15 protein-coding genes are annotated in these 18,423 nt (G+C 61.4%); 10 read left to right on the forward strand and 5 right to left on the reverse strand.

The annotated features are described in order from the left end of the window. Positions 1-33 precede the first annotated feature (33 nt). Positions 34-1,077, reverse strand: coding sequence for a tRNA (adenosine(37)-N6)-threonylcarbamoyltransferase complex transferase subunit TsaD (tsaD, locus tag LPW30_RS03960; RefSeq protein WP_239680138.1), 1,044 nt, complete (start codon positions 1,075-1,077; stop codon positions 34-36). A gap of 121 nt (positions 1,078-1,198) precedes the next feature. On the opposite strand from tsaD, the gene rpsU reads away from it, so the two are divergent. The 3 genes from rpsU (at position 1,199) to hemE (ending at position 3,199) form a co-directional block, all read left to right on the forward strand. After that, positions 1,199-1,414, forward strand: coding sequence for a 30S ribosomal protein S21 (gene rpsU / locus LPW30_RS03965; protein ID WP_025282869.1), 216 nt, complete (start codon positions 1,199-1,201; stop codon positions 1,412-1,414). A gap of 162 nt (positions 1,415-1,576) precedes the next feature. Continuing rightward, positions 1,577-2,032: a GatB/YqeY domain-containing protein gene (locus LPW30_RS03970; protein ID WP_238623839.1), complete on the forward strand. Its 456-nt coding sequence runs from the start codon at positions 1,577-1,579 to the stop codon at positions 2,030-2,032. A gap of 102 nt (positions 2,033-2,134) precedes the next feature. Then, a complete protein-coding gene (gene hemE / locus LPW30_RS03975; RefSeq protein WP_239680139.1) occupies positions 2,135-3,199 on the forward strand; it encodes a uroporphyrinogen decarboxylase in 1,065 nt (354 codons plus the stop codon). 40 nt (positions 3,200-3,239) lie between these two features. Here hemE and LPW30_RS03980 read toward each other — a convergent pair whose 3' ends face one another. Both LPW30_RS03980 and LPW30_RS03985 read right to left on the reverse strand, forming a co-directional pair. Beyond that, the gene (locus LPW30_RS03980; protein ID WP_025282872.1) at positions 3,240-3,836 is read right to left on the reverse strand and encodes a hypothetical protein; all 597 of its coding nucleotides are present in this window, start codon (positions 3,834-3,836) and stop codon (positions 3,240-3,242) included. Between the two features lie 39 nt (positions 3,837-3,875). Then, positions 3,876-6,314, reverse strand: coding sequence for a penicillin-binding protein 1A (locus tag LPW30_RS03985; protein WP_239680140.1), 2,439 nt, complete (start codon positions 6,312-6,314; stop codon positions 3,876-3,878). A gap of 186 nt (positions 6,315-6,500) precedes the next feature. On the opposite strand from LPW30_RS03985, the gene LPW30_RS03990 reads away from it, so the two are divergent. The 7 genes from LPW30_RS03990 (at position 6,501) to LPW30_RS04020 (ending at position 14,244) form a co-directional block, all read left to right on the forward strand. After that, positions 6,501-7,562: a type IV pilus assembly protein PilM gene (locus LPW30_RS03990; RefSeq protein ID WP_239680141.1), complete on the forward strand. Its 1,062-nt coding sequence runs from the start codon at positions 6,501-6,503 to the stop codon at positions 7,560-7,562. After that, positions 7,562-8,131: a PilN domain-containing protein gene (locus tag LPW30_RS03995; protein WP_025282881.1), complete on the forward strand. Its 570-nt coding sequence runs from the start codon at positions 7,562-7,564 to the stop codon at positions 8,129-8,131. Before LPW30_RS03990 ends, LPW30_RS03995 begins: the two co-directional genes overlap by 1 nt. Beyond that, on the forward strand, positions 8,131-8,742 hold the full coding sequence (locus LPW30_RS04000; RefSeq protein WP_025282882.1) for a type IV pilus inner membrane component PilO: 612 nt from the start codon (positions 8,131-8,133) through the stop codon (positions 8,740-8,742). Before LPW30_RS03995 ends, LPW30_RS04000 begins: the two co-directional genes overlap by 1 nt. Then, the gene (locus tag LPW30_RS04005; RefSeq protein ID WP_420797710.1) at positions 8,735-9,301 is read left to right on the forward strand and encodes a pilus assembly protein PilP; all 567 of its coding nucleotides are present in this window, start codon (positions 8,735-8,737) and stop codon (positions 9,299-9,301) included. Before LPW30_RS04000 ends, LPW30_RS04005 begins: the two co-directional genes overlap by 8 nt. Before the next feature lie 19 nt (positions 9,302-9,320). Then, entirely contained in the window at positions 9,321-11,444 is a 2,124-nt protein-coding gene (locus tag LPW30_RS04010) for a type IV pilus secretin PilQ (protein WP_239680143.1), read from the forward strand. 106 nt (positions 11,445-11,550) lie between these two features. Further along, on the forward strand, positions 11,551-13,491 hold the full coding sequence (locus tag LPW30_RS04015) for an Ig-like domain-containing protein (protein ID WP_239680144.1): 1,941 nt from the start codon (positions 11,551-11,553) through the stop codon (positions 13,489-13,491). Positions 13,492-13,761: 270 nt separating this feature from the next. Then, positions 13,762-14,244, forward strand: a complete 483-nt coding sequence (locus LPW30_RS04020; RefSeq protein WP_239680145.1) for a GspH/FimT family pseudopilin — start codon at positions 13,762-13,764, stop codon at positions 14,242-14,244. Positions 14,245-14,318: 74 nt separating this feature from the next. On the opposite strand, the gene LPW30_RS04025 is transcribed toward LPW30_RS04020, so the two are convergent. Together LPW30_RS04025 and LPW30_RS04030 are read right to left on the reverse strand one after the other, a co-directional pair. Continuing rightward, a complete protein-coding gene (locus tag LPW30_RS04025) occupies positions 14,319-14,702 on the reverse strand; it encodes a type IV pilin protein (RefSeq protein ID WP_239680146.1) in 384 nt (127 codons plus the stop codon). A gap of 127 nt (positions 14,703-14,829) precedes the next feature. Beyond that, positions 14,830-18,306, reverse strand: coding sequence for a pilus assembly protein (locus LPW30_RS04030; protein ID WP_239680231.1), 3,477 nt, complete (start codon positions 18,304-18,306; stop codon positions 14,830-14,832). Between the last annotated feature and the right edge of the window lie 117 nt (positions 18,307-18,423).

Here is an 18,423-nt window from a genome sequence, read left to right on the forward strand (position 1 = left end):
CTCCCGCCAGCGGGAGAGGGGCTCATGCCCCCTTCAACTCAACTCCTCGATCGACCACCTTGCCCGGGCCTCGATCTCCGGTCCGGCCGAAGCCCCCGCCGCCAGTCGCAAAGCGCCCGCCAGGGCGATCATCGCCCCATTGTCGGTGCAAAACTCGATGCGCGGGTAAAACACCGCCCCACCTTCGGCCTCGGCCATCTGCGCCAGCGCCGCGCGCAACCTCCGGTTGGCGCCCACGCCGCCGGCCACCACCAGACGACCCGCCCCCGTCTCCCGCAACGCTCGACGACACTTGATCATCAGCGTATCCACCACCGCATCCTCGAAGGCCCGTGCCACATCCGCTGCCAGGGTGTCATCCACCGGGGTATCCCGAAGCGTGGTCAAGGCATGAGTCTTCAACCCGGAGAAACTGAAATCCAGCCCCGGCCGATCCGTCATGGGGCGCGGGAACCGGAACCGCCCCGGATCACCCTGCTGCGCCAGCCGCGCCAACGCCGGGCCGCCGGGATAGCCCAGGCCCAGCAGCTTGGCCGTCTTGTCGAAGGCCTCGCCAGCGGCATCGTCCAGGCTCTCCCCCAGGATGCGATACCGCCCCACCCCCTGCACATCCACCAGCAGGGTATGCCCGCCAGACACCAGCAGCGCCACGAACGGAAACTCGGGCGCCGGCTCCTCCAGCAGCGGCGCCAGCAGATGCCCCTCCATATGGTGCACCCCCACAGCCGGCACGCCCCAGGCCCAGGCCAGACTGCGACCCACCGAGGCCCCCACCAGCAGCGCCCCCAGCAACCCCGGCCCGGCGGTATAGGCCACACCGTCCACCTGGGAAGCACTCACCCCCGCCTGGTCCATCACCTGCCGCAATAGCGGCAACACCCGCTGCACGTGATCCCGCGATGCCAGCTCCGGCACCACGCCGCCATACTCGGCATGCATGGCCACCTGGCTGTGCAGCGCATGGGCCAAAAGCCCCCGACGGGTATGGAACAAGGCCACCCCGGTTTCGTCGCAGGAGGTCTCGATGCCCAGCACACAAAGATCCCGGGCGGGGGCGGATTCGGTGGATAAAATCATTTTATTGTTAAGGGCTTTGGATTTTGACGGGAAGGCCACTATAATGCTGGATTCTCCGCCGGAGGTGGAGAGGCTTTGCCCTGAACCCGATACTGGAACCGAACAACGGTAATGTGACCCTATGCCTCATGTACGAGTAAAAGAGAACGAACCCTTTGAGGTGGCCCTGCGCCGCTTCAAGCGTACCTGCGAAAAAGCCGGCGTGCTCACGGAAGTCCGTCGCCGCGAGTTTTACGAAAAACCGACCGAAGTGCGCAAGCGCAAGGCTGCTGCCGCGGTCAAGCGTCAGATGAAGCGTCTGTCCAAGGAAATCGGTCGTCGCGAACGCCTTTACTGAGGCCATCCGCACAGATTCCAGCCCCGCGCCCGCCTCCCGTTGGCGCGGGGTGCCATGACCCGGTCAACGCATCCCTCTCAGGGCCTCGCCCCTGACCCACCCCCGGTCGTGCGGTCGCCAGCCGGCGGACAGGTCCAGCGCCGGCCCAGGTAACCGACACCCATGACCCAAGCCGCCCCCCTCAAGACCCGCCTCACCGAAGACACCAAGGCCGCCATGCGCAGCGGCGACAAACCCCGCCTGGGCACCTTGCGCCTCATCCAGTCCGCCATCAAGCAACTGGAAGTGGACACCCGCGCGGAAGTGGACGACGCCCAGATCCTCGCCGCCCTGGACAAGATGGTGAAGCAGCGCCGCGAATCCATCAGCCAGTACCAGAACGCCAACCGGGAAGACCTGGCCGCCAAGGAACAGGCCGAACTGGACATCATCCAGACCTACCTGCCCCAACAACTCTCCGAAGACGAGATCCGCGACCACATCGAAGCCGCCATCTCCGAGACCGGCGCCGAATCCCCGCGCGACATGGGCAAGGTCATGGGCGTGCTCAAGCCGAAGCTACAGGGGCGCGCGGACATGGGAGCGGTGAGCGGCATGGTGAAGGCAAGGTTGTCCTGAGTCCCCCGCTTGACTCAGATCGTCATTCGGCCCCGCATCCATATACTCATGCAGCCAACCCTTCGTATAATCGGGAGTTTAACCCCACTGCACTGAGAACTCATGAGCCAACTGAAAAACGACCGCTTCCTCCGGGCCCTGATGCGCCAACCGGTGGACACCACCCCCATCTGGATCATGCGCCAGGCGGGCCGCTACCTGCCGGAATACCGCGAAACCCGCGCCCGCGCCGGTAGCTTCATGGACCTGTGCCAAAACCCGGAGCTGGCCTGCGAAGTGACCATGCAGCCGCTGGATCGCTTCCCGCTGGATGCCGCCATCCTGTTCTCCGACATCCTCACCATCCCCGACGCCATGGGGCTGGGCCTGTACTTCGCCGAAGGCGAAGGCCCGCGCTTCGAGCGCCCGGTGCAGGACGCCAAGGCCATCCGCGCCCTGGGCGTGCCCGACCCGGAAGACAAACTGCGCTACGTGATGGACGCCGTGCGCCTGATCCGCAAGGAACTGGACGGTCGCGTGCCGCTCATCGGGTTCTCCGGCAGCCCCTGGACCCTGGCCACCTACATGGTGGAAGGCAGCTCCTCCAAGGACTTCGCCCTGCTCAAGGGCATGATGTTCGATGACCCGGACACCCTGCACCACCTGCTGAGCGTGCTGGCCGACACCGTCATCGCCTACCTGAACGCCCAGATCGCCGCCGGCGCACAGGCCGTGATGGTCTTCGACACCTGGGGCGGCGCCCTCAGCCCCGAGAACTACCGCAAGTTCTCCCTGCAGTACATGCAGCGCATCGTTGATGGGCTCACCCGCGAAGCCGATGGCCGCCGCGTGCCCGTGGTGCTGTTCACCAAGGGTGGCGCTCAATGGCTGGAAGACATGGCCGACACCGGCTGCGACGCCCTGGGCCTGGACTGGACGGTGGAAATCAACGAAGCCCGCCAGCGCGTCGGCGACCGCGTGGCCCTGCAGGGCAACATGGACCCCTCCGTGCTGTACGCCTCGCCCGAGAAGGTGCGCGAAGAGACCAAGAAGATCCTGGCCGGCTTCGGCAAGGGCAGCGGCCACGTGTTCAACCTGGGCCACGGCATCCACCCCAAGATCAACCCGGAGCACGTAGCCGCCATGGTGGAAACGGTGCACGAGGAAGGTCGGAAGTACCACGACTAACCAGATTGTCGTGGTGGGGACGGATCTTGATCCGTCCCCATTAAACTTCCTCCAGCAACCGCTCCACCTCCCTCAACCCCGCGCGCCGCATGGGACGCCCATCCACCGGGCTCGGTGGCGGCTGCCTGATGCCGTCCACGGGGAACACCACCGCATCCACATCCACCCCCTCGGCACCAAACTCGATGCACGGGTAGAACACATGCCCCTGCGCACCCCGCAGACGACGCTCGTCACTGCGCCAGGTGACCCCTCGATCCTGCAGATAAAAGATCACCTCCTCCACGCTGTCGGCAAACACATGCAGCGTGAGCTCATCCCGCCCGTTCACAATCCCCGCCAGCACCGGCCCCACCAAACGCGGATTGAACGGCTCCAGCAACTGCATGGCCTGCACCGCCATTCGCCGCAGGTGCGTGAGCCGCTGCCGCGACTCGTCATCCTCGAATAACCGCTGACGCTCGAACACCGCCTCCTCGATCTCGGTGTTACGAGGCAGGTTGCGGGTTTGCCCCGCCCCCAGGCGATCGGCGGCCTTGCGCTTGGCCAGACGGTAATCCACCACACCCTCATCCAGGATGATGCGCGCAGCCTCTTCGGCGATCATCTGCCGTACACGAACGTCATTGATGGACATGGAAGGCCTCCTGGATTCGGTGAAAAACGGGCCCTCACCTCAAAAAATCTGATCCGGCGTCACTTCATCCCGACTGGGCCCGGAACGTTCCTCCACTCCAAGATGAGGCAACTGATCCTGAGTGAAGGTTTCAAAGATGGCCCGCTGCGTGCGGTGGGTCACCCGCTTCCCGGTCTCCGCATCAATGCGCACCGTGACCATGCCCCGGGGCTCCTCCGGCAAACGCTCCGGCCGTCCCTCCAGGGCCTTGCCCATGAAATCCACCCACACCGGCAGGGCTGCCGAGGCCCCCGTCTCCCGACGCCCCAGGGAGGAATAATCATCAAAGCCCACCCACACCGACGTGACCAGATCCCCGTTGAAGCCACTGAACCAGGCATCGCGCAGATCATTCGTGGTCCCCGTCTTGCCGGCCAGATCATCCCGACCCAGGGCCGTGGCCCGGCGACCCGTGCCGCTGGTGATCACATCCTGCAGCATGCTCACCATCTGATAGACATTGGTGGCCGGCAGGGTGCGTTCGGCCGGCACGAACGCGGGCGTGCCGGCGGCCGACCCATCCAGGGCGGCCCCTTCCACCGCCACCAGATCCCCATCCGGATGCGCCGGCACCTGGCACGGCGGCGGACACACCCGGCGCGGCACCGTGCGGAACACCACCTCGCCATACGGATCCTCGATACGATCCAGGAACCAGGGGTCCACCCGATACCCGCCATTGGCAAACACCGCAAAGCCCCGGGTGAGTTCCAGCGGCGTCACCGACCCACTGCCCAGCGCCAGGGACAATCCCGACGGATGCCGCGAGCGCTCAAACCCGAAATGCCCCAGGAAATCCAGCGTGCGCTCCACCCCTACCTCGTCCAGCAGCCGGATGGATACCAGGTTACGGGAGTGGGCCAGGGCCTCCCGCAACCGCGTGGGCCCATAAAAACGCCCTGAGTAATTCCGCGGGCGCCAGTCCCCCTCCAGGGAAATATCGGCCACCACCACCGGCGCATCATTAAACACCGAGGCCGGCGAATGCCCATGGGCCAGGCCCGCCGAATAAATGAACGGCTTGAAGGCCGACCCCGGTTGACGCTCGGCCCGCACCGCCCGATTGAAGTTGCTGCGGAAAAAGTCGTACCCCCCCACCAGGGCACGCACCGCCCCGTCTTCCGGGTCCAGAGCCACAATCGCCCCCTCCACCGCCGGCACCTGAGCCAGCGACCAGCCCTCGCCGCCCTCGCCCCGCATCACCCGGATCACATGCCCCGGGCTCACCACCTGCGACACCCGCTGCGGCGCATTGCCCACCCGCGACGCATCGATATAGGGCCGCGCCCACTCCATGGCCGCCAGGTTCAGCTCGATCTCTTCACCCTGCCCCACATACACCGTGGCGCTGTTGCTGCTCACCTGGGTGACCAACCCGGCCCAGAGCCCGCCTCCGGCACGAGGGTGCCCGGCCAGCAGTCGATCCCGGGCAGCCTCGTCCGGGTACTCATCCAGGCCCACTTCCGCCTCTGGTCCCCGATAACCATGCCGCCGATCATAGGTGATCAACCCCCGCCGCAGTGCACGGGTGGCCTCCTCCTGCATGTCCCGATCCAGGGTGGTATACACCCGATAACCGTCCTCATAGGCGGCCTCCCCATACCGTGCAACCATCTCCATGCGCACCATCTCGGCCACGTGCCCCGCGCTCACCTCCACCACCGCAGAATGCAACCGGGCCGTGATGGGCGCCTGGCGGGCGGCCTCGAAGTCCTCGGTGGAGATATAGCCCAGGTCATGCATGCGCCCCAGCACATAATTGCGCCGGGCCGTGGCGCGACGCGGATTGGTCACGGGATTGGCTGCCGAAGGCGCCTGGGGCAAGCCCGCGATCATGGCAATCTGCGGCAACGTGAGCTCATCCAGCGCCTTGCCGTAATAGATCTGCGCAGCCGCGCCCACACCATAAGCCCGCTGCCCCAGGAAGATCTTGTTCAGATAGAGCTCGAGGATCTCATCCTTGGAAAGCTCCCGCTCGATGCGCATGGCGACGAAGATCTCCGTGATCTTGCGCGTGTAAGTCTTGTCCCGGTCGAGGAAAAAGTTGCGCGCCACCTGCATGGTGATGGTACTGCCACCCTGCGTCTTCTCCCGGGTGGAGATCAGGTTCACCGCAGCCCGGGTGAGGCCGACCACATCCACCCCCGGGTGCTCCTCAAAGCGCTCATCCTCGGCAGCCAGAAAGGCCAGGCGCATGAGCTCCGGCACCTCATCCACCGACACCGGCTCACGGCGCTGCTCGCCATATTCGGCCATCAACTCGCCATCGCGGGTGAACACCCGCAACGGCACCTGCAACTGCACATCCCTCAGGCCATCCACCTCCGGCATCTGGGGTGCCACGTAGACATAGGCCCCCGCCACCACGAGCACGCCCAGGGTGAGCGCCGCCAGGGCAGCGGAGAAAAAAACGCGCAGGGATACAAGGAAAAATTTCATCAAAAAGGTCCGTCATTGGCATCGGACGGCAGGTCATCCGCCTAAAACCACCGCCCCTCGGGCACTTACCGAAGGGGGTCGCGTTTTGCAGAAGACTACGGTAGTAATTACCGGGAGTTGGGACTAGTATTTATGAAAAAATATAAGCTATCCAACCCTCGAGCCGCAATGAGATAAGGGGTTACCGTGTTAGGACTCGGCCGCAAAACCCCCGCGCTGATAGGCATCGACATCAGCTCCACCTCCGTGAAACTGGTGGAACTGGCGGGCTCGCCCGGCAAGCTCCGGGTGGAAGCCTACGCCGTGGAACCACTCCCCGGCAGCGCGGTGGTGGAAAAGAACATACAGGAAGTGGAAGCCGTAGGCGAAGCCATCCGCAAGGCCTACAAGCGCACCGGCAGCAAGACGCGCCTGTGCGCGCTGGCCGTGCCGTCCTCCGCCGTGATCACCAAAACCATCAACATGCCGGCCAACCTCAAGCCGGATGAGATGGAAGGCCAGATTCAGATCGAAGCCGACCAGTACATCCCCTACGCCCTGGAAGAAGTGAACCTGGATTTCGAGGTCATCGGCCCCACCCCCAAGAACCCCGAAACCGTCGAGGTCCTGCTCTCCGCCTCCCGCAGCGAAAACGTGGACATGCGCGTCACTGCCGCCGAGCTTGGAGGCCTCACCCCCAAGGTGATGGACGTGGAAGCCTACGCCATCGAGCACAGCTACCCACTGGTCACCGAGCAGATCCCCGACCTGGATACCGAACTCCCCATAGCCGTGGTGGATGTGGGCGCCACCATGACCTCCATCAACATCTTCCTGAACGATCACCTCATCTACACCCGCGAGCAGTCCTTCGGCGGCAAGCAACTCACCGAAGAGATCATGCGCCGCTACGGCCTCTCTTATGAGGAGGCCGGCCGAGCCAAGAAAGAAGGCGGCCTGCCGGACACCTACGTGCCCGAGATCCTGGAACCCTTCAAGGAAACCATGGCCCAGCAGGTGAACCGCTTCCTGCAGTTCTTCTTCGCCGCCAGCCCCCATGATCGCGTCTCGCACATCCTGCTGGCCGGCGGCTGTGCCGCCATCCCCGGGGTGGACGAAGTCATCGAAGGCCGGGTGAGCACCCCCACCAGCATCGCCAACCCCTTCGGGCGCATGGCGCTGCACAGCCGCATCAACCCGCAACGCCTGGGCAACGACGCCCCCGCCCTCATGATCGCCGCCGGGCTCGCCTTGAGGAGCTTCGACTGATGTCGCACATCAACCTACTCCCCTGGCGCGAGCAACGGCGCAGTGAACAGCAAAAGGAATTCACCGTCCTCGCCGCCCTGGTGGCCCTGGGTTGCCTGATCATCGTCTTTGTCACCCATGTGGCCATCAACGGTCAGATCCAGGCCCAGGAACAGCGCAACAACTTCCTGCAGAACGAGATTCGCATCCTGGACCGCCAGATCCGCGAGATTCAGGAACTGGAATCCACCCGCCAGGCCCTGCTGGACCGCATGGAAATCATCCAGGAACTCCAGGCCAGCCGCCCCCTGGCCGTGCGGTTGTTTGATGAACTGGTCAACACCCTGCCCAACGGCATCTACCTCACCGGCCTCACCCAGCGAGACATGTCCCTGGAGATCACCGGCCGGGCCGAATCCAATGCCCGGGTATCCGCCTTCATGCGCAATCTGGAAGGCTCCCCCTGGTTCAACGACCCCGTGCTCCAGGTCATCGAAACCCGTGAACAGAACGGCGTGCGCCTGAGCGACTTCCGCCTCACCGTGAGCCAGCGCGACCCCGGCCCGGACAATGACGAGGAGGCCTCGTAATGAAACTGGGCAGCCTGGACCTCAAGGACCTCAACGAACTCAACAACGTCGACCTGAAAACCGTAGGCACCGCGCCGCTGGCGGTGCGCGTGTTCCTGCTGGTGATCGTGGCCGCCGCCATCCTGGGCCTGGGTTACTGGTTCGACACCAAAAACCAGTTGGAGCGACTGGAGCGTGTGCAGGCTCAGGAGAGCCAGTTGCGCCAGCAGTTCGAGACCCGCCAGCGCCGCGCCGCCCTGCTGGACGACTACAAGGCCCAGTTGGAAGAGATGCAGCGCAGTTTCGGCACCATGCTGCGGCAACTGCCCAGCCGCACCGAGATCCCCAACCTCCTGGTGGATGTCTCCCAGACCGGCCTCTCCGCCGGCCTGGAGATCGACCTGTTCCGCCCCGAAAACGAGCGCCGCCGCGGCTTTTACGCCGAGAAACCCATCCGGCTGCGCATGAAGGGCAACTATGAACAGGTGGCCGAGTTCACCAGCGGCGTCGCCGCCCTGCCCCGGATCGTCACCATCCACGACATCACCCTGCGCCCGGATGGCGACACCACACGGCTGACCATGGAAGCCACCGCCAAGACCTACCGGTACCTGGATGATGTCGATAACTGATCCTGCACAGCGCACGCACGCACGCCCCCGGGCCAGGCCCCTGCGACCGGGCTGGCTGGTGGCAGCCCTGGCCACCGCCCTGCTCGTGGCCGGCTGCGGCGGTGACATCTCCGACCTGGAACGCTATGTGGAGCGCACCAAGCAGCGCCCGGGCGGCGAGATCGAACCCATCCCGGAAATCCCGCCCCAGGAGACCTTCATCTACCCGGGCAACGAACGCGATCCCTTCGATCGCTCCGTGATCGCCACCCGGGTGACCGAAGAGGTGGGCCCGGAAAGCGATGTCACCATCGACCCCGACCGTCCCCCGGAATTCCTGGAACAATACCCCCTGGACAGCCTGCGCATGGTGGGCACCATGGAGCAGGACAACGTGCAATGGGCCCTGATCCGCACCCCGGAACGCAACATCCAGCGCGTGCGGGAAGGCAACTACATGGGCCAGAACCACGGACGCATCGACCAGATCACGGACACGCGCATCGCAATCACCGAGATCGTGCCCGACGGCTTCGGCGGCTATCAGGAGCGGGAAAGCTCCGTCGCGCTCACAGAATAAGGTAACGAGGACACACCCCATGACACTGGCGACCCAGCGACGCTCCACGCCCCGGATTTCCGGCGCCGGGACTCTCCACCGGCGCATCACGGCCTTCATGGTCCTGTGCCTGCTGCTCCTGTGGGGGCACACGGCCGCCGCCAGCCCCGACCGCGCGCTGCAGGAGATCATCTACAACGCCCTGCCCGGCGACCGCCTGCAGGTGATCATGCGATTCTCCGAACCGCCTCCGGCTCCCGAGAGCTTCACCATCGACAACCCGGCCCGCCTGGCCCTGGACTTCCCCAACACCCGCTCCGCCCTGCGCGAGCGCCGCCAGGACATCAACGTGGGCCTCACCCAATCGGTAAACACCGTGGAAGCCCGCGACCGCACCCGCGTGGTCTTCAACCTGGTGCGCATGATGGGCTTTGAAACCCGCGTGGACGGCAACAACCTGGTGGTCACCCTCACACCCAGCCCCACCCAGGCCGCCGCCCCCTCCCGACCCACACCCATCTCTGCCGAACAGCGGCGTGCCGCGCCCCCCAGCGACCGACAAATCGACAACGTGGACTTTCGCCGCGGCCCCGAGGGTGAAGGCCGGGTGATCATCCGCCTCAGCGACCCCCGCACCCCCGTGGACGTGCGCCAGCGGGACGGCCGCATCGAACTCAGCTTCGCCCGCACCGCCCTGCCCGAGGAGCTGGAGCGCCGCCTGGACGTCACCGACTTCGCCACCCCGGTCCAGACCATCGATGCCATTGGCGAAAGCGACCGCACCCGCATCACCGTGGCCGCCCACGGCGAATACGACGCCATGTCCTACCAGACCGACGACGAATTCACCCTGGAGGTCAAACCACTCACCCGCGAGGAGCGTGAGGCCCTGGAGCGGGAACGCTTCCAGTACACCGGCGAGCGCCTGTCGCTCAACTTCCAGGACATCGAAGTGCGCTCCGTGCTGCAACTCATCGCCGACTTCACCGACCTGAACGTGGTGGTGAGCGACACCGTGGGCGGCAACATCACCCTGCGCCTGCGCAACGTGCCCTGGGACCAGGCCCTGGACATCATCCTGCAAACCCGCGGGCTGGACATGCGCGAGAGCGGCAATGTGCTGTATGTGGCCCCGGCGGATGAGATTGCCGCACGGGAGCGCCAGCAGATGGAAGCCCAGCGCCAGACCGCCGAACTGGCCCCCCTGCGGGCCGAGTTCATTCAGGTGAACTATGCCCGCGCGGAGGATGTGGCCAACATCATTCGCAGCGATGGCATCAGCTTCCTCTCCGAGCGTGGCAGCCTCAAGGTGGATTCACGCACCAACACCCTGCTGGTCCAGGACACGGCTGCCAAGCTGCAGGAGATCCGCGGCCTGATCACCAGCCTCGACGTGCCCGTGCAGCAGGTATTGATAGAAACCCGCATCGTGGTGGCCACCGATGACTTCGCCCGAGACCTGGGCGTGCGTTTCGGGGTGACCGGTCGCGACACCACCGGGCGCACCCAGACAGGCGTGAGCGGTAATCTCTCCGGTGCTGCCGACGCCCGTACGGGCACCATCCCTGCCCTCACCGACCGCCTGAACGTCAACCTCCCCATTACCGACGCAGGCGCCGGCAGCATCGGCGTGTCCATCCTGCGGCCCGATGTGCTGCTGGACCTGGAACTCACCGCCCTGCAGGTGGAAGGCCGGGGTGAAATCATCTCCACGCCGCGGGTGATCACCGCCAACGGCCAGACAGCCATCATCAAGCAGGGTGAGAGCATCCCCTATCAGGAGGCCACCGCCTCCGGTGCCACCAGCGTGCAGTTCGTGGACGCCGTGCTCTCCACGGAAGTCACGCCGCAGATCACGCCCAACGGCAACATCATCCTCAACATCAAGGTGAACCGCGACAACCCCGGCGCCCGGGAAGTGCTTGGAACACCCTCCATCGAGACCCGAGAAGTGGAAACCCAGGTGTTCGTGCGCAACGGGGAAACCGTGGTGCTCGGCGGCATCTACGAGATCAGCACCCTGGAGCAGCTCACCAAGACCCCGTTCCTGGGCGACCTGCCCATCATCGGCAACCTGTTCAGGCAGCGCTCCCACACGGAAACCAAGGCCGAGTTGCTGGTGTTTGTGACGCCCAAGATTGTGGAAGAGGCGGTGATGAATTGATGGCGAGCGGCACCGATTCCATGAGATGCCTGCACCCCCTACATTACCACCACGGCCACCTAACAGAGTGCCGAAAGCTTACCTGCAAGGTTGAAAGGATAAAGCAATGAAACTGAACGGCTGGTCTCAAGCCAAAGGGTCACCCATCATCCTAATCTTCCTGTTGATCCTAACAGCATGCGGGGGAGGAGATGATAATGGCTTCACCAACGGCGACGGTCCGGACGAAAACGGAGCCGCGCAACCAGATAATGACGAACCAGTTATTGGCCGGGTCGTAATGCGCGCAGACAGCCTCCAGATGGACTCGGCTGGAAGCAGCCCCGTTACGCTACGCGCATTGGTTCGAGATAGTAACAACGTAGCAATCGAGGATGTCCCCGTAAGATTCTTCACCAACGACTCGGACAGTGTCATTGTGGTCAAGCAGGGCGTGACCGACGACACAGGGCAGGCATTAGCTGAAATCAGTTCCGAAACACCAGCCCTTAGGACGGTTATTGCCGGTGCGGAGGTTCGAGGTAGCTCCGACACCGTTGAACTGAATGTGGTGGGTAACACTCTGAGCGCTGACGCTCCAAGTGCGATTGGCTTTGATGAAAGTGCCACCTTCCGTTTCCGCCTGACGGACTCCGACGGAAGCCCGATTCAAGGTCGAACGATCGAGCTGACCTCGGGCGCTGGCGTTGTCATTGAACCAGAAACCCCAGAAACAGACTCTAATGGCCAGGCATCTGCAATCATCACCCCACCGGCCGGCACCATTGATCCAATAACAGTCACTGCATCGTCTATGGGAGCCAGTGTTTCACGAGAACTGTCAATCACGTCCGAATCCCTTCGATTCTCGGTTCCTGACGGTAACGTGGAACGTCTTGAAATCCCTCTTAATCAGTCCCAAGACATCGCTGTGCGATGGCAGGATGCCGGGGTGGCGATCGCTGGTCAGCAGATTGATTTCTCTGTCACGCGTGGCGAGCGCTCAGCGACGTCCGCAATCACAGATGCGGACGGAGAAGCAAGGATTTCGATTAGTGCCAATACGGCGGGCCCGTCGCTGATCACCGCAACACCCTTAGAAAGGGGGTTATCTTCTCAAGTGGAGGTCCTTTTTGTAGCTGACAACCCAGACGACTTAACGCTTCAGGCGGATCCAGCAGTAATCGGCGTCAACTCCGGAGACGGCACGGAACAGCGAAGCGAGATAATTGCCAGGTTACGTGATCCCGACGGCAATCTGGTCAAGGGTCAGTGGATTGACTTCAATCTGAGAGACAACACCGGAGGCTCGCTGACACGCTCACGGGCCGAAACCGATCGTTTTGGAAGAGCGACCACCACCTACATAGCGGGCAGTGCTTCAAGCGGGCAAGATGCAGTAGAGATCACTGCAACCGTCGAGGATGCCTCCGTCGATCCTGAGACCGCATTCCTGACCGTGGCCGGCCAACCGTTGTTCATTACGCTCGGAACGGGTAACACAACACTAGGGCCGGACGAAACGAAATATTATAAGCCCTATACCGTTCTGGTGACCGACGTCAACGGCTCACCAGTACGTAACAAGACCGTGACCATCGGTGTGCACTCGATTGCATACCGAAAGGGGAAATATAGGCTACCCAACACCGAATTTGCCGACCCCAATGATCCAGATCAGCCATTTGAAAACCCCTTCCTTTGGTTTCGAGATATCTCAGCCAGGTGTGAAGCGGAAGACCATGGGTCAGACGGCATTTTTGACGAATCTGCCGATGACAATAACGACGGCATGATTACACCAGGCAACATAGCGACACTTTCGGCCCAATCCGTCAGAACGGACGACTCTGGATTTGCTGATTTCGAAGTTCGTTATCCCAAGAACTATGCGGGGTGGGTTCGTGTGGAACTGACAGCCCGCGCTTCGGTTCAAGGCACCGAATCGGTTGAGAGAGCTCGCTTCTGGTTGCCCATACCTTCAGATGACATTGATGACTTCGAAGTAGAACCGCCCGGCATTGAGAGCCCATTCGGCCTCTCCGGCACTTGTGCGGACACTGAGTGAGGCAACTTGACGTCGCGCTTGATTATGATCTATCCCGCGACACTGATGCGCCCCACGAGGGGCGCATCAATCTGGGGTGATAGCCCACCAACTTGTCGGGATTGCTAATGGCCTATGCATCCGCGACACAAGCCACTGCTGTTGCAAACACGCCAGCAACGGCTTGGAGAATCCAATAACGATTTTGGGTATTCCGGAAGCCATACGACAATTGCGCAATACTTCTCCCGAACGAATCGCCGCCAACTCTACTAGCAAAGGCAAAGCGCCATGCGACAAACCAGCGGTTTAACCCTTGTCGAACTGATGGTCACGATCTCGGTATTCGCCATCTTGCTTGCGATTGCGGTGCCAGGCTTTCAGACACTGGTGCAAAACACACGAGCGACAACGGCTGCAAATGAACTCGTCACCGCCCTTCATTACGCCCGCAGCGAAGCGGTGCGTCGGGGTGGCAACGTCTCGGTTTGCCCGCTTGATTCTGATTGGGCCGATGGATGGAGCGTCCGTGTTGGTACGTGCAATGGTAGCTCCGACCCTTTGAGAATCTGGGATCGCCTGCCCGCTAGGGTAACCATCGACTCACCTAGCGACTCCCCCATGTTCGGCGCCCTAGGTCAAAACGCAGGTGGCGGCACCATCCAGTTCACTTACATTGCGGTGCAGGGTTGCACAGGCGAACGTGCTCGCGCACTCCAGATCGGCCCAGCAGGGCATGTGGGAGTACAGCGAGTCGAATGCAAAGACGGGTAACAAAAGACGAGCTTCTTCCCGAATCGACACTACCGCTATCTCGTCAGCTAAGATTCCCCAACTGTAACCCTACTTCACCAGCAGTCATCGGTGGGGGTTCTTTCTCCACGCTGGTTGATCGTTAGAACGCTGCAGGATCCGGACTCGACTCGACCACGCTGCCCCTCGGCCGTCAGTAAAAAAGCAGACGCGGTAGCGGAGGAAATATCCAGGTCGTAATATCCTTCCGGTGACTCGTCGGCAATGACACAGTTCTGATATGTCATTTCAGACGTAAAACAGCGCTCCATACGCTGTGCCGCCTGCATCAACGCTGCTTTACCGTCCGAAACCTGTGTACGCTCAACATGGTTCACATAGGACGGATACGCAATAGACGCGAGGATGCCAATGATGACCACGACAATCATCAGTTCGATCAAGCTGAAGCCCAGGTTTGTAGTGGTACGGCTAACCATTAATTCTCTCCCGCAGGTCAAACCCCAGATCAATTTTCCATGCCTTCCAATGCATGGCATTCAGGTGCCATAGGCACGCCGCCGGATGGTAGAAGCACCCTCTGAGCGCGCGCCCTCGTATTCATAATCAACGTAGCTGGATCCAGGAGCGAGGACGAAAGCCTGAGGAACGAGGACCGCCTATATCGGCAAGTTCTTGGCCGGGACTAATACTTTGGCCAGCACCGGGACCACCAGTACCGGGACCCGTACCAGGACCCGTGCCAGAGCCGTTATCCTGCCCGGGGGGAGTAGTCCCTGCAGTACCGACATTAGTGCCTCCGATCACCCGGGTAATCCGACCGTCCGGACTCGTGATAACTGTTGGTCTGCTAAGGATACCGCGCCCAGGATCTACTGCGCTTACAGGGACCAACTCGCCAGCAACGGCAATCATCTCTGCCTGATCGAAGAGGCCGTCGCGATTCAAGTCAAATACAGGCTCGCTGGGGCGCCCCCCGGTCGCGGCACTCAGCGCGACGATGGATGAGGTGCCCCCACCCTCGCAGGGCTCATCGGAGGGCGTAAGGGTTACAAATTCAATTCGCCCACCAACAATCTGAGCCGCCTCAACCACGCGCTCCCCCCGTGGACTTGGGTAGTCGAGATCAATATACCAACCGTCATGTATTACAGAGTCGAAGGCTATATCGGCTGTAGTGGCTCGTACGCTCACTCCAGCAACGGCCCCGGACCCAATAAATTCGTTTCGATGAAGATTGCTACGGTCGACCGGTGCGTTCACTCCCGAATAATCCCGGATTCCGTAAAAGCTCTGAACGGGCGCGGGGGTGGGCACCTGATTATCGGCGTTTTCCAAATACTTTCCAGTGCCAAACAGAACAATCGATCCACCGTCTGGATGGCTGCCCACCGTTGGGCGTGCGGTGATGGGCTGGACTTCGTTATTGGGGCCGCGAGCCTCGAATAGGGGGTTTCTGGTTTGGCCATGCTTGAAAGCAATCTCCCAATGGCTGGCGTTGCTACTGCTCAAGTCGAACTTCCAAAGATTGCCTTGGAGGTCCCCTGCAAACCCATCACGAATAATTCCTTCGGCATTCGCCCGGAAGATCGCGGGCGAAAGACCATTACCCCCACTCGTCCCCGTTTCGACCTCTCGGATGTCACCCGAAGCAAGCTCAGCGATAAGCAACACCGCCTCCTCCGAATCACTGCCGTACCCATTGGCAAACAGCACTGACCACTGATCGTTGGCGGTGCGCGCTACCGTTGGTTCCCCGAACGTGTAACCCAGCGCGTCAAGATCGTCGCCCGTGATTTCCCAAAGTACGTTATCCGCTGAAAAATTGGCGGGGTCCGTCACATCCAGCGCATAAATGCCACGGCCGCCCGCGCCAAGGGTTCCTACAAGTACAGTGCGCCACTGGCCATCAATCTGGGCATGGGCGACGGTTTGCTGACCATCCACAAAATACTCATGGCTGTAGTCAGGATTGGTAAGCGCAGGCAACTTGTCAAAGACAGCATTGGGGACGTAAGCGAAGAGCTCCTGCCCATTCTGCGCATCAAAGGCATGGAGCATCCCTGCGTTGCCACCCACATAAATCACCTCTGGAGCATTCTGGTTATCAGCCCTGAACTCCGAGTAACCTGTCAACTGTGAGTAGCCAAAGTTCAAGTTTGGTCCTTGAACCGCAGGATTCGAGTTCACAAAGTCACCCAGCGGCGTTGAGCGATTTCGCCAACTCCCACCGTTTCTTACTTCGTTGCTGCCATCTCCCCGAAGGTATGCCAGCAAAGTAGAATCGTTATCAAGAATCTGGCGCTGCGAATCACTCAAGCCACCATTCGTATCCCAGCTAAACCGAATCCCCTGGTCTCCATCATGGGAGAAGATGTTCCGTTGATGGTGCAAGGGTAAAGCTTCCGCCGCACTCCATTGCTTGGTGAAGGTACCTTGTTCAAAAACGAAGTTGAACGCCTGAAGATCACCGGACCAATCAGCCGAATTGAATGAGGCCTGGTACAGGAGGTTGGTTCCATCGGGTTGATAGCTCGTCGATGCCGCAGCTACCGAAGAGGCACTGCCAGTCGATTCGGCAATGATGGCCTCGAAAATTTGGGTCATGGCGGCGTCAAGACTGGCTTCGTCAGTGGCGTCGTATGCGGTGCCGGTACCGCCGGCTTGTGCCAAGAGATTCAATGGATCTTCCGGCATACCCGGGATATCGGAAACTCCGGCTGGAAGACCAAACCCAACAACGTGAACGGCAACCCCTGTGTCATTGTGAAAATTGGCAATCGCGTCGGCGGCTTCGCTGAGTGCCTCCGGCAGGTCATCGCCCAAGCCCGTACCATCGGCAGCGACGGATGGCATCCCATCAGTGACCCAGATCGCAGCGTTCACGCCGCAGCTACGCGGTATCTGCCGAGCGTTAATGCGACCCTGATCATTTTCAAAACTCGAACCAGCACTTCCGGTCATCCCTCCGCTCTCTTCCGGATGCACGAAGTCCAGGAAGTAGTCTCGGGCAGTCTGCATGGTGCCTTCAAGCGGCGTAAGCCCCGCACTGATAAGGGGCCAATCTGGATCGACCATGACATTGCCATCCCCAATATCCCAGTCGTGGCGCTGCGGCTGCAACTTGTTAAGTATCCCTTGCCAGTGGTCAGAATCGACGTTCCCGTTGGCGTCAAAGCCGCCAATTGGCACATGCAGATACCCGAGGCCAGGCGAGGTATTGGTTCGCCATTCGCTTTGCCCAGTCGGGGCATACGAAACCCTCGTCCCCCAATCCGCTGCCTCAGAGAGGCCACGGTTGCGCATACTATCTGTAGTCGTGATTCTCCAGAAGCTTGACACCTGATCTCTATATCTCTTAAGGCTATCAGGATCGGTTTCTTCACCTGACTGCGAAGGTAACCTCGCCGTCGCGAATTGTCGGAATGGAAACACCTGGCCACCGGATGTGCTCTGATCACCCGGAAAATCGTGAAAAAAACTTGTAAAATCATCGCGATCAGGGTCTAACGGCCACCCGCCCCCGCTGTCCCGAATGTAGCCGGGGAGTGCATAATTGTAGAACACATACCAACCTTCAAGCTGTGGATGTGGTTCACGGAATCGCTTGGTATCGGATCTAAGATCACCACTAAAGTCAGGATCGTAGAAAGGTGGGTTCGGGTTGTTGGCATAGCGGACGTCCCCAGCCCGATGGGCGAGCCGCCAAAGGACTGTTTCATGGGGGGTGGTCGACTCGAATACATTGTTACGCACATGCCCAGCCGGGTTTTGCTGATACGACATCAAACCCAGGTTGATTTGGCCCTGATAAGAATTCACCAATCTAATGCCAACCTGCTTAACAATACTAGCTTTACTCCCTGGATGGGCTGCCCCAGAAACGCAATTGTCAGCATCCACGTTGTCCCCTGGGATGCAATCAGGGATGTGCCAATCTGCCGCTACGCGACCATCCAGGCCCTCCTGCATACTCTCGGAGGTGTCCGGGATGAACAGGATATTGGGCGGTAGCGCGGAGTCCTGCAGGAACAAGGGTGTGCTGGCCAGATTGATGCCTTGTGCCGCCCCGGAGAAAGCCATCACAGCCGTCGCGACTGCTACGGCGACCCTACGGCGCGGCCACAAGGACCGAGTCTGTAACAAATGGGCTCGATTTAAGGGCATGGCTGAGTTCTCTCTTGGCGAGGTTTGCGCTTG

Origin of the sequence: Ectothiorhodospira variabilis (assembly GCF_022227625.1) — a bacterium.
Taxonomy (GTDB): Bacteria; Pseudomonadota; Gammaproteobacteria; order Ectothiorhodospirales; family Ectothiorhodospiraceae; genus Ectothiorhodospira; species Ectothiorhodospira haloalkaliphila.

What these genes read in the sequence shown, in the direction of transcription:
- LPW30_RS04015 (WP_239680144.1), top strand. Translation starts at nt 11,551, where the DNA reads ATGAAACTGAACGGCTGGTCTCAAGCCAAAGGGTCACCCATCATCCTA.
- LPW30_RS03995 (WP_025282881.1), top strand. Translation starts at nt 7,562, where the DNA reads ATGTCGCACATCAACCTACTCCCCTGGCGCGAGCAACGGCGCAGTGAA.
- LPW30_RS04020 (WP_239680145.1), top strand. Translation starts at nt 13,762, where the DNA reads ATGCGACAAACCAGCGGTTTAACCCTTGTCGAACTGATGGTCACGATC.
- LPW30_RS04000 (WP_025282882.1), top strand. Translation starts at nt 8,131, where the DNA reads ATGAAACTGGGCAGCCTGGACCTCAAGGACCTCAACGAACTCAACAAC.
- LPW30_RS03970 (WP_238623839.1), top strand. Translation starts at nt 1,577, where the DNA reads ATGACCCAAGCCGCCCCCCTCAAGACCCGCCTCACCGAAGACACCAAG.
- hemE (WP_239680139.1), top strand. Translation starts at nt 2,135, where the DNA reads ATGAGCCAACTGAAAAACGACCGCTTCCTCCGGGCCCTGATGCGCCAA.
- rpsU (WP_025282869.1), top strand. Translation starts at nt 1,199, where the DNA reads ATGCCTCATGTACGAGTAAAAGAGAACGAACCCTTTGAGGTGGCCCTG.
- LPW30_RS04010 (WP_239680143.1), top strand. Translation starts at nt 9,321, where the DNA reads ATGACACTGGCGACCCAGCGACGCTCCACGCCCCGGATTTCCGGCGCC.
- LPW30_RS03980 (WP_025282872.1), bottom strand. Translation starts at nt 3,836, where the DNA reads ATGTCCATCAATGACGTTCGTGTACGGCAGATGATCGCCGAAGAGGCT.
- tsaD (WP_239680138.1), bottom strand. Translation starts at nt 1,077, where the DNA reads ATGATTTTATCCACCGAATCCGCCCCCGCCCGGGATCTTTGTGTGCTG.
- LPW30_RS04030 (WP_239680231.1), bottom strand. Translation starts at nt 18,306, where the DNA reads ATGGCTTTCTCCGGGGCGGCACAAGGCATCAATCTGGCCAGCACACCC.
- LPW30_RS03985 (WP_239680140.1), bottom strand. Translation starts at nt 6,314, where the DNA reads ATGAAATTTTTCCTTGTATCCCTGCGCGTTTTTTTCTCCGCTGCCCTG.
- LPW30_RS04025 (WP_239680146.1), bottom strand. Translation starts at nt 14,702, where the DNA reads ATGGTTAGCCGTACCACTACAAACCTGGGCTTCAGCTTGATCGAACTG.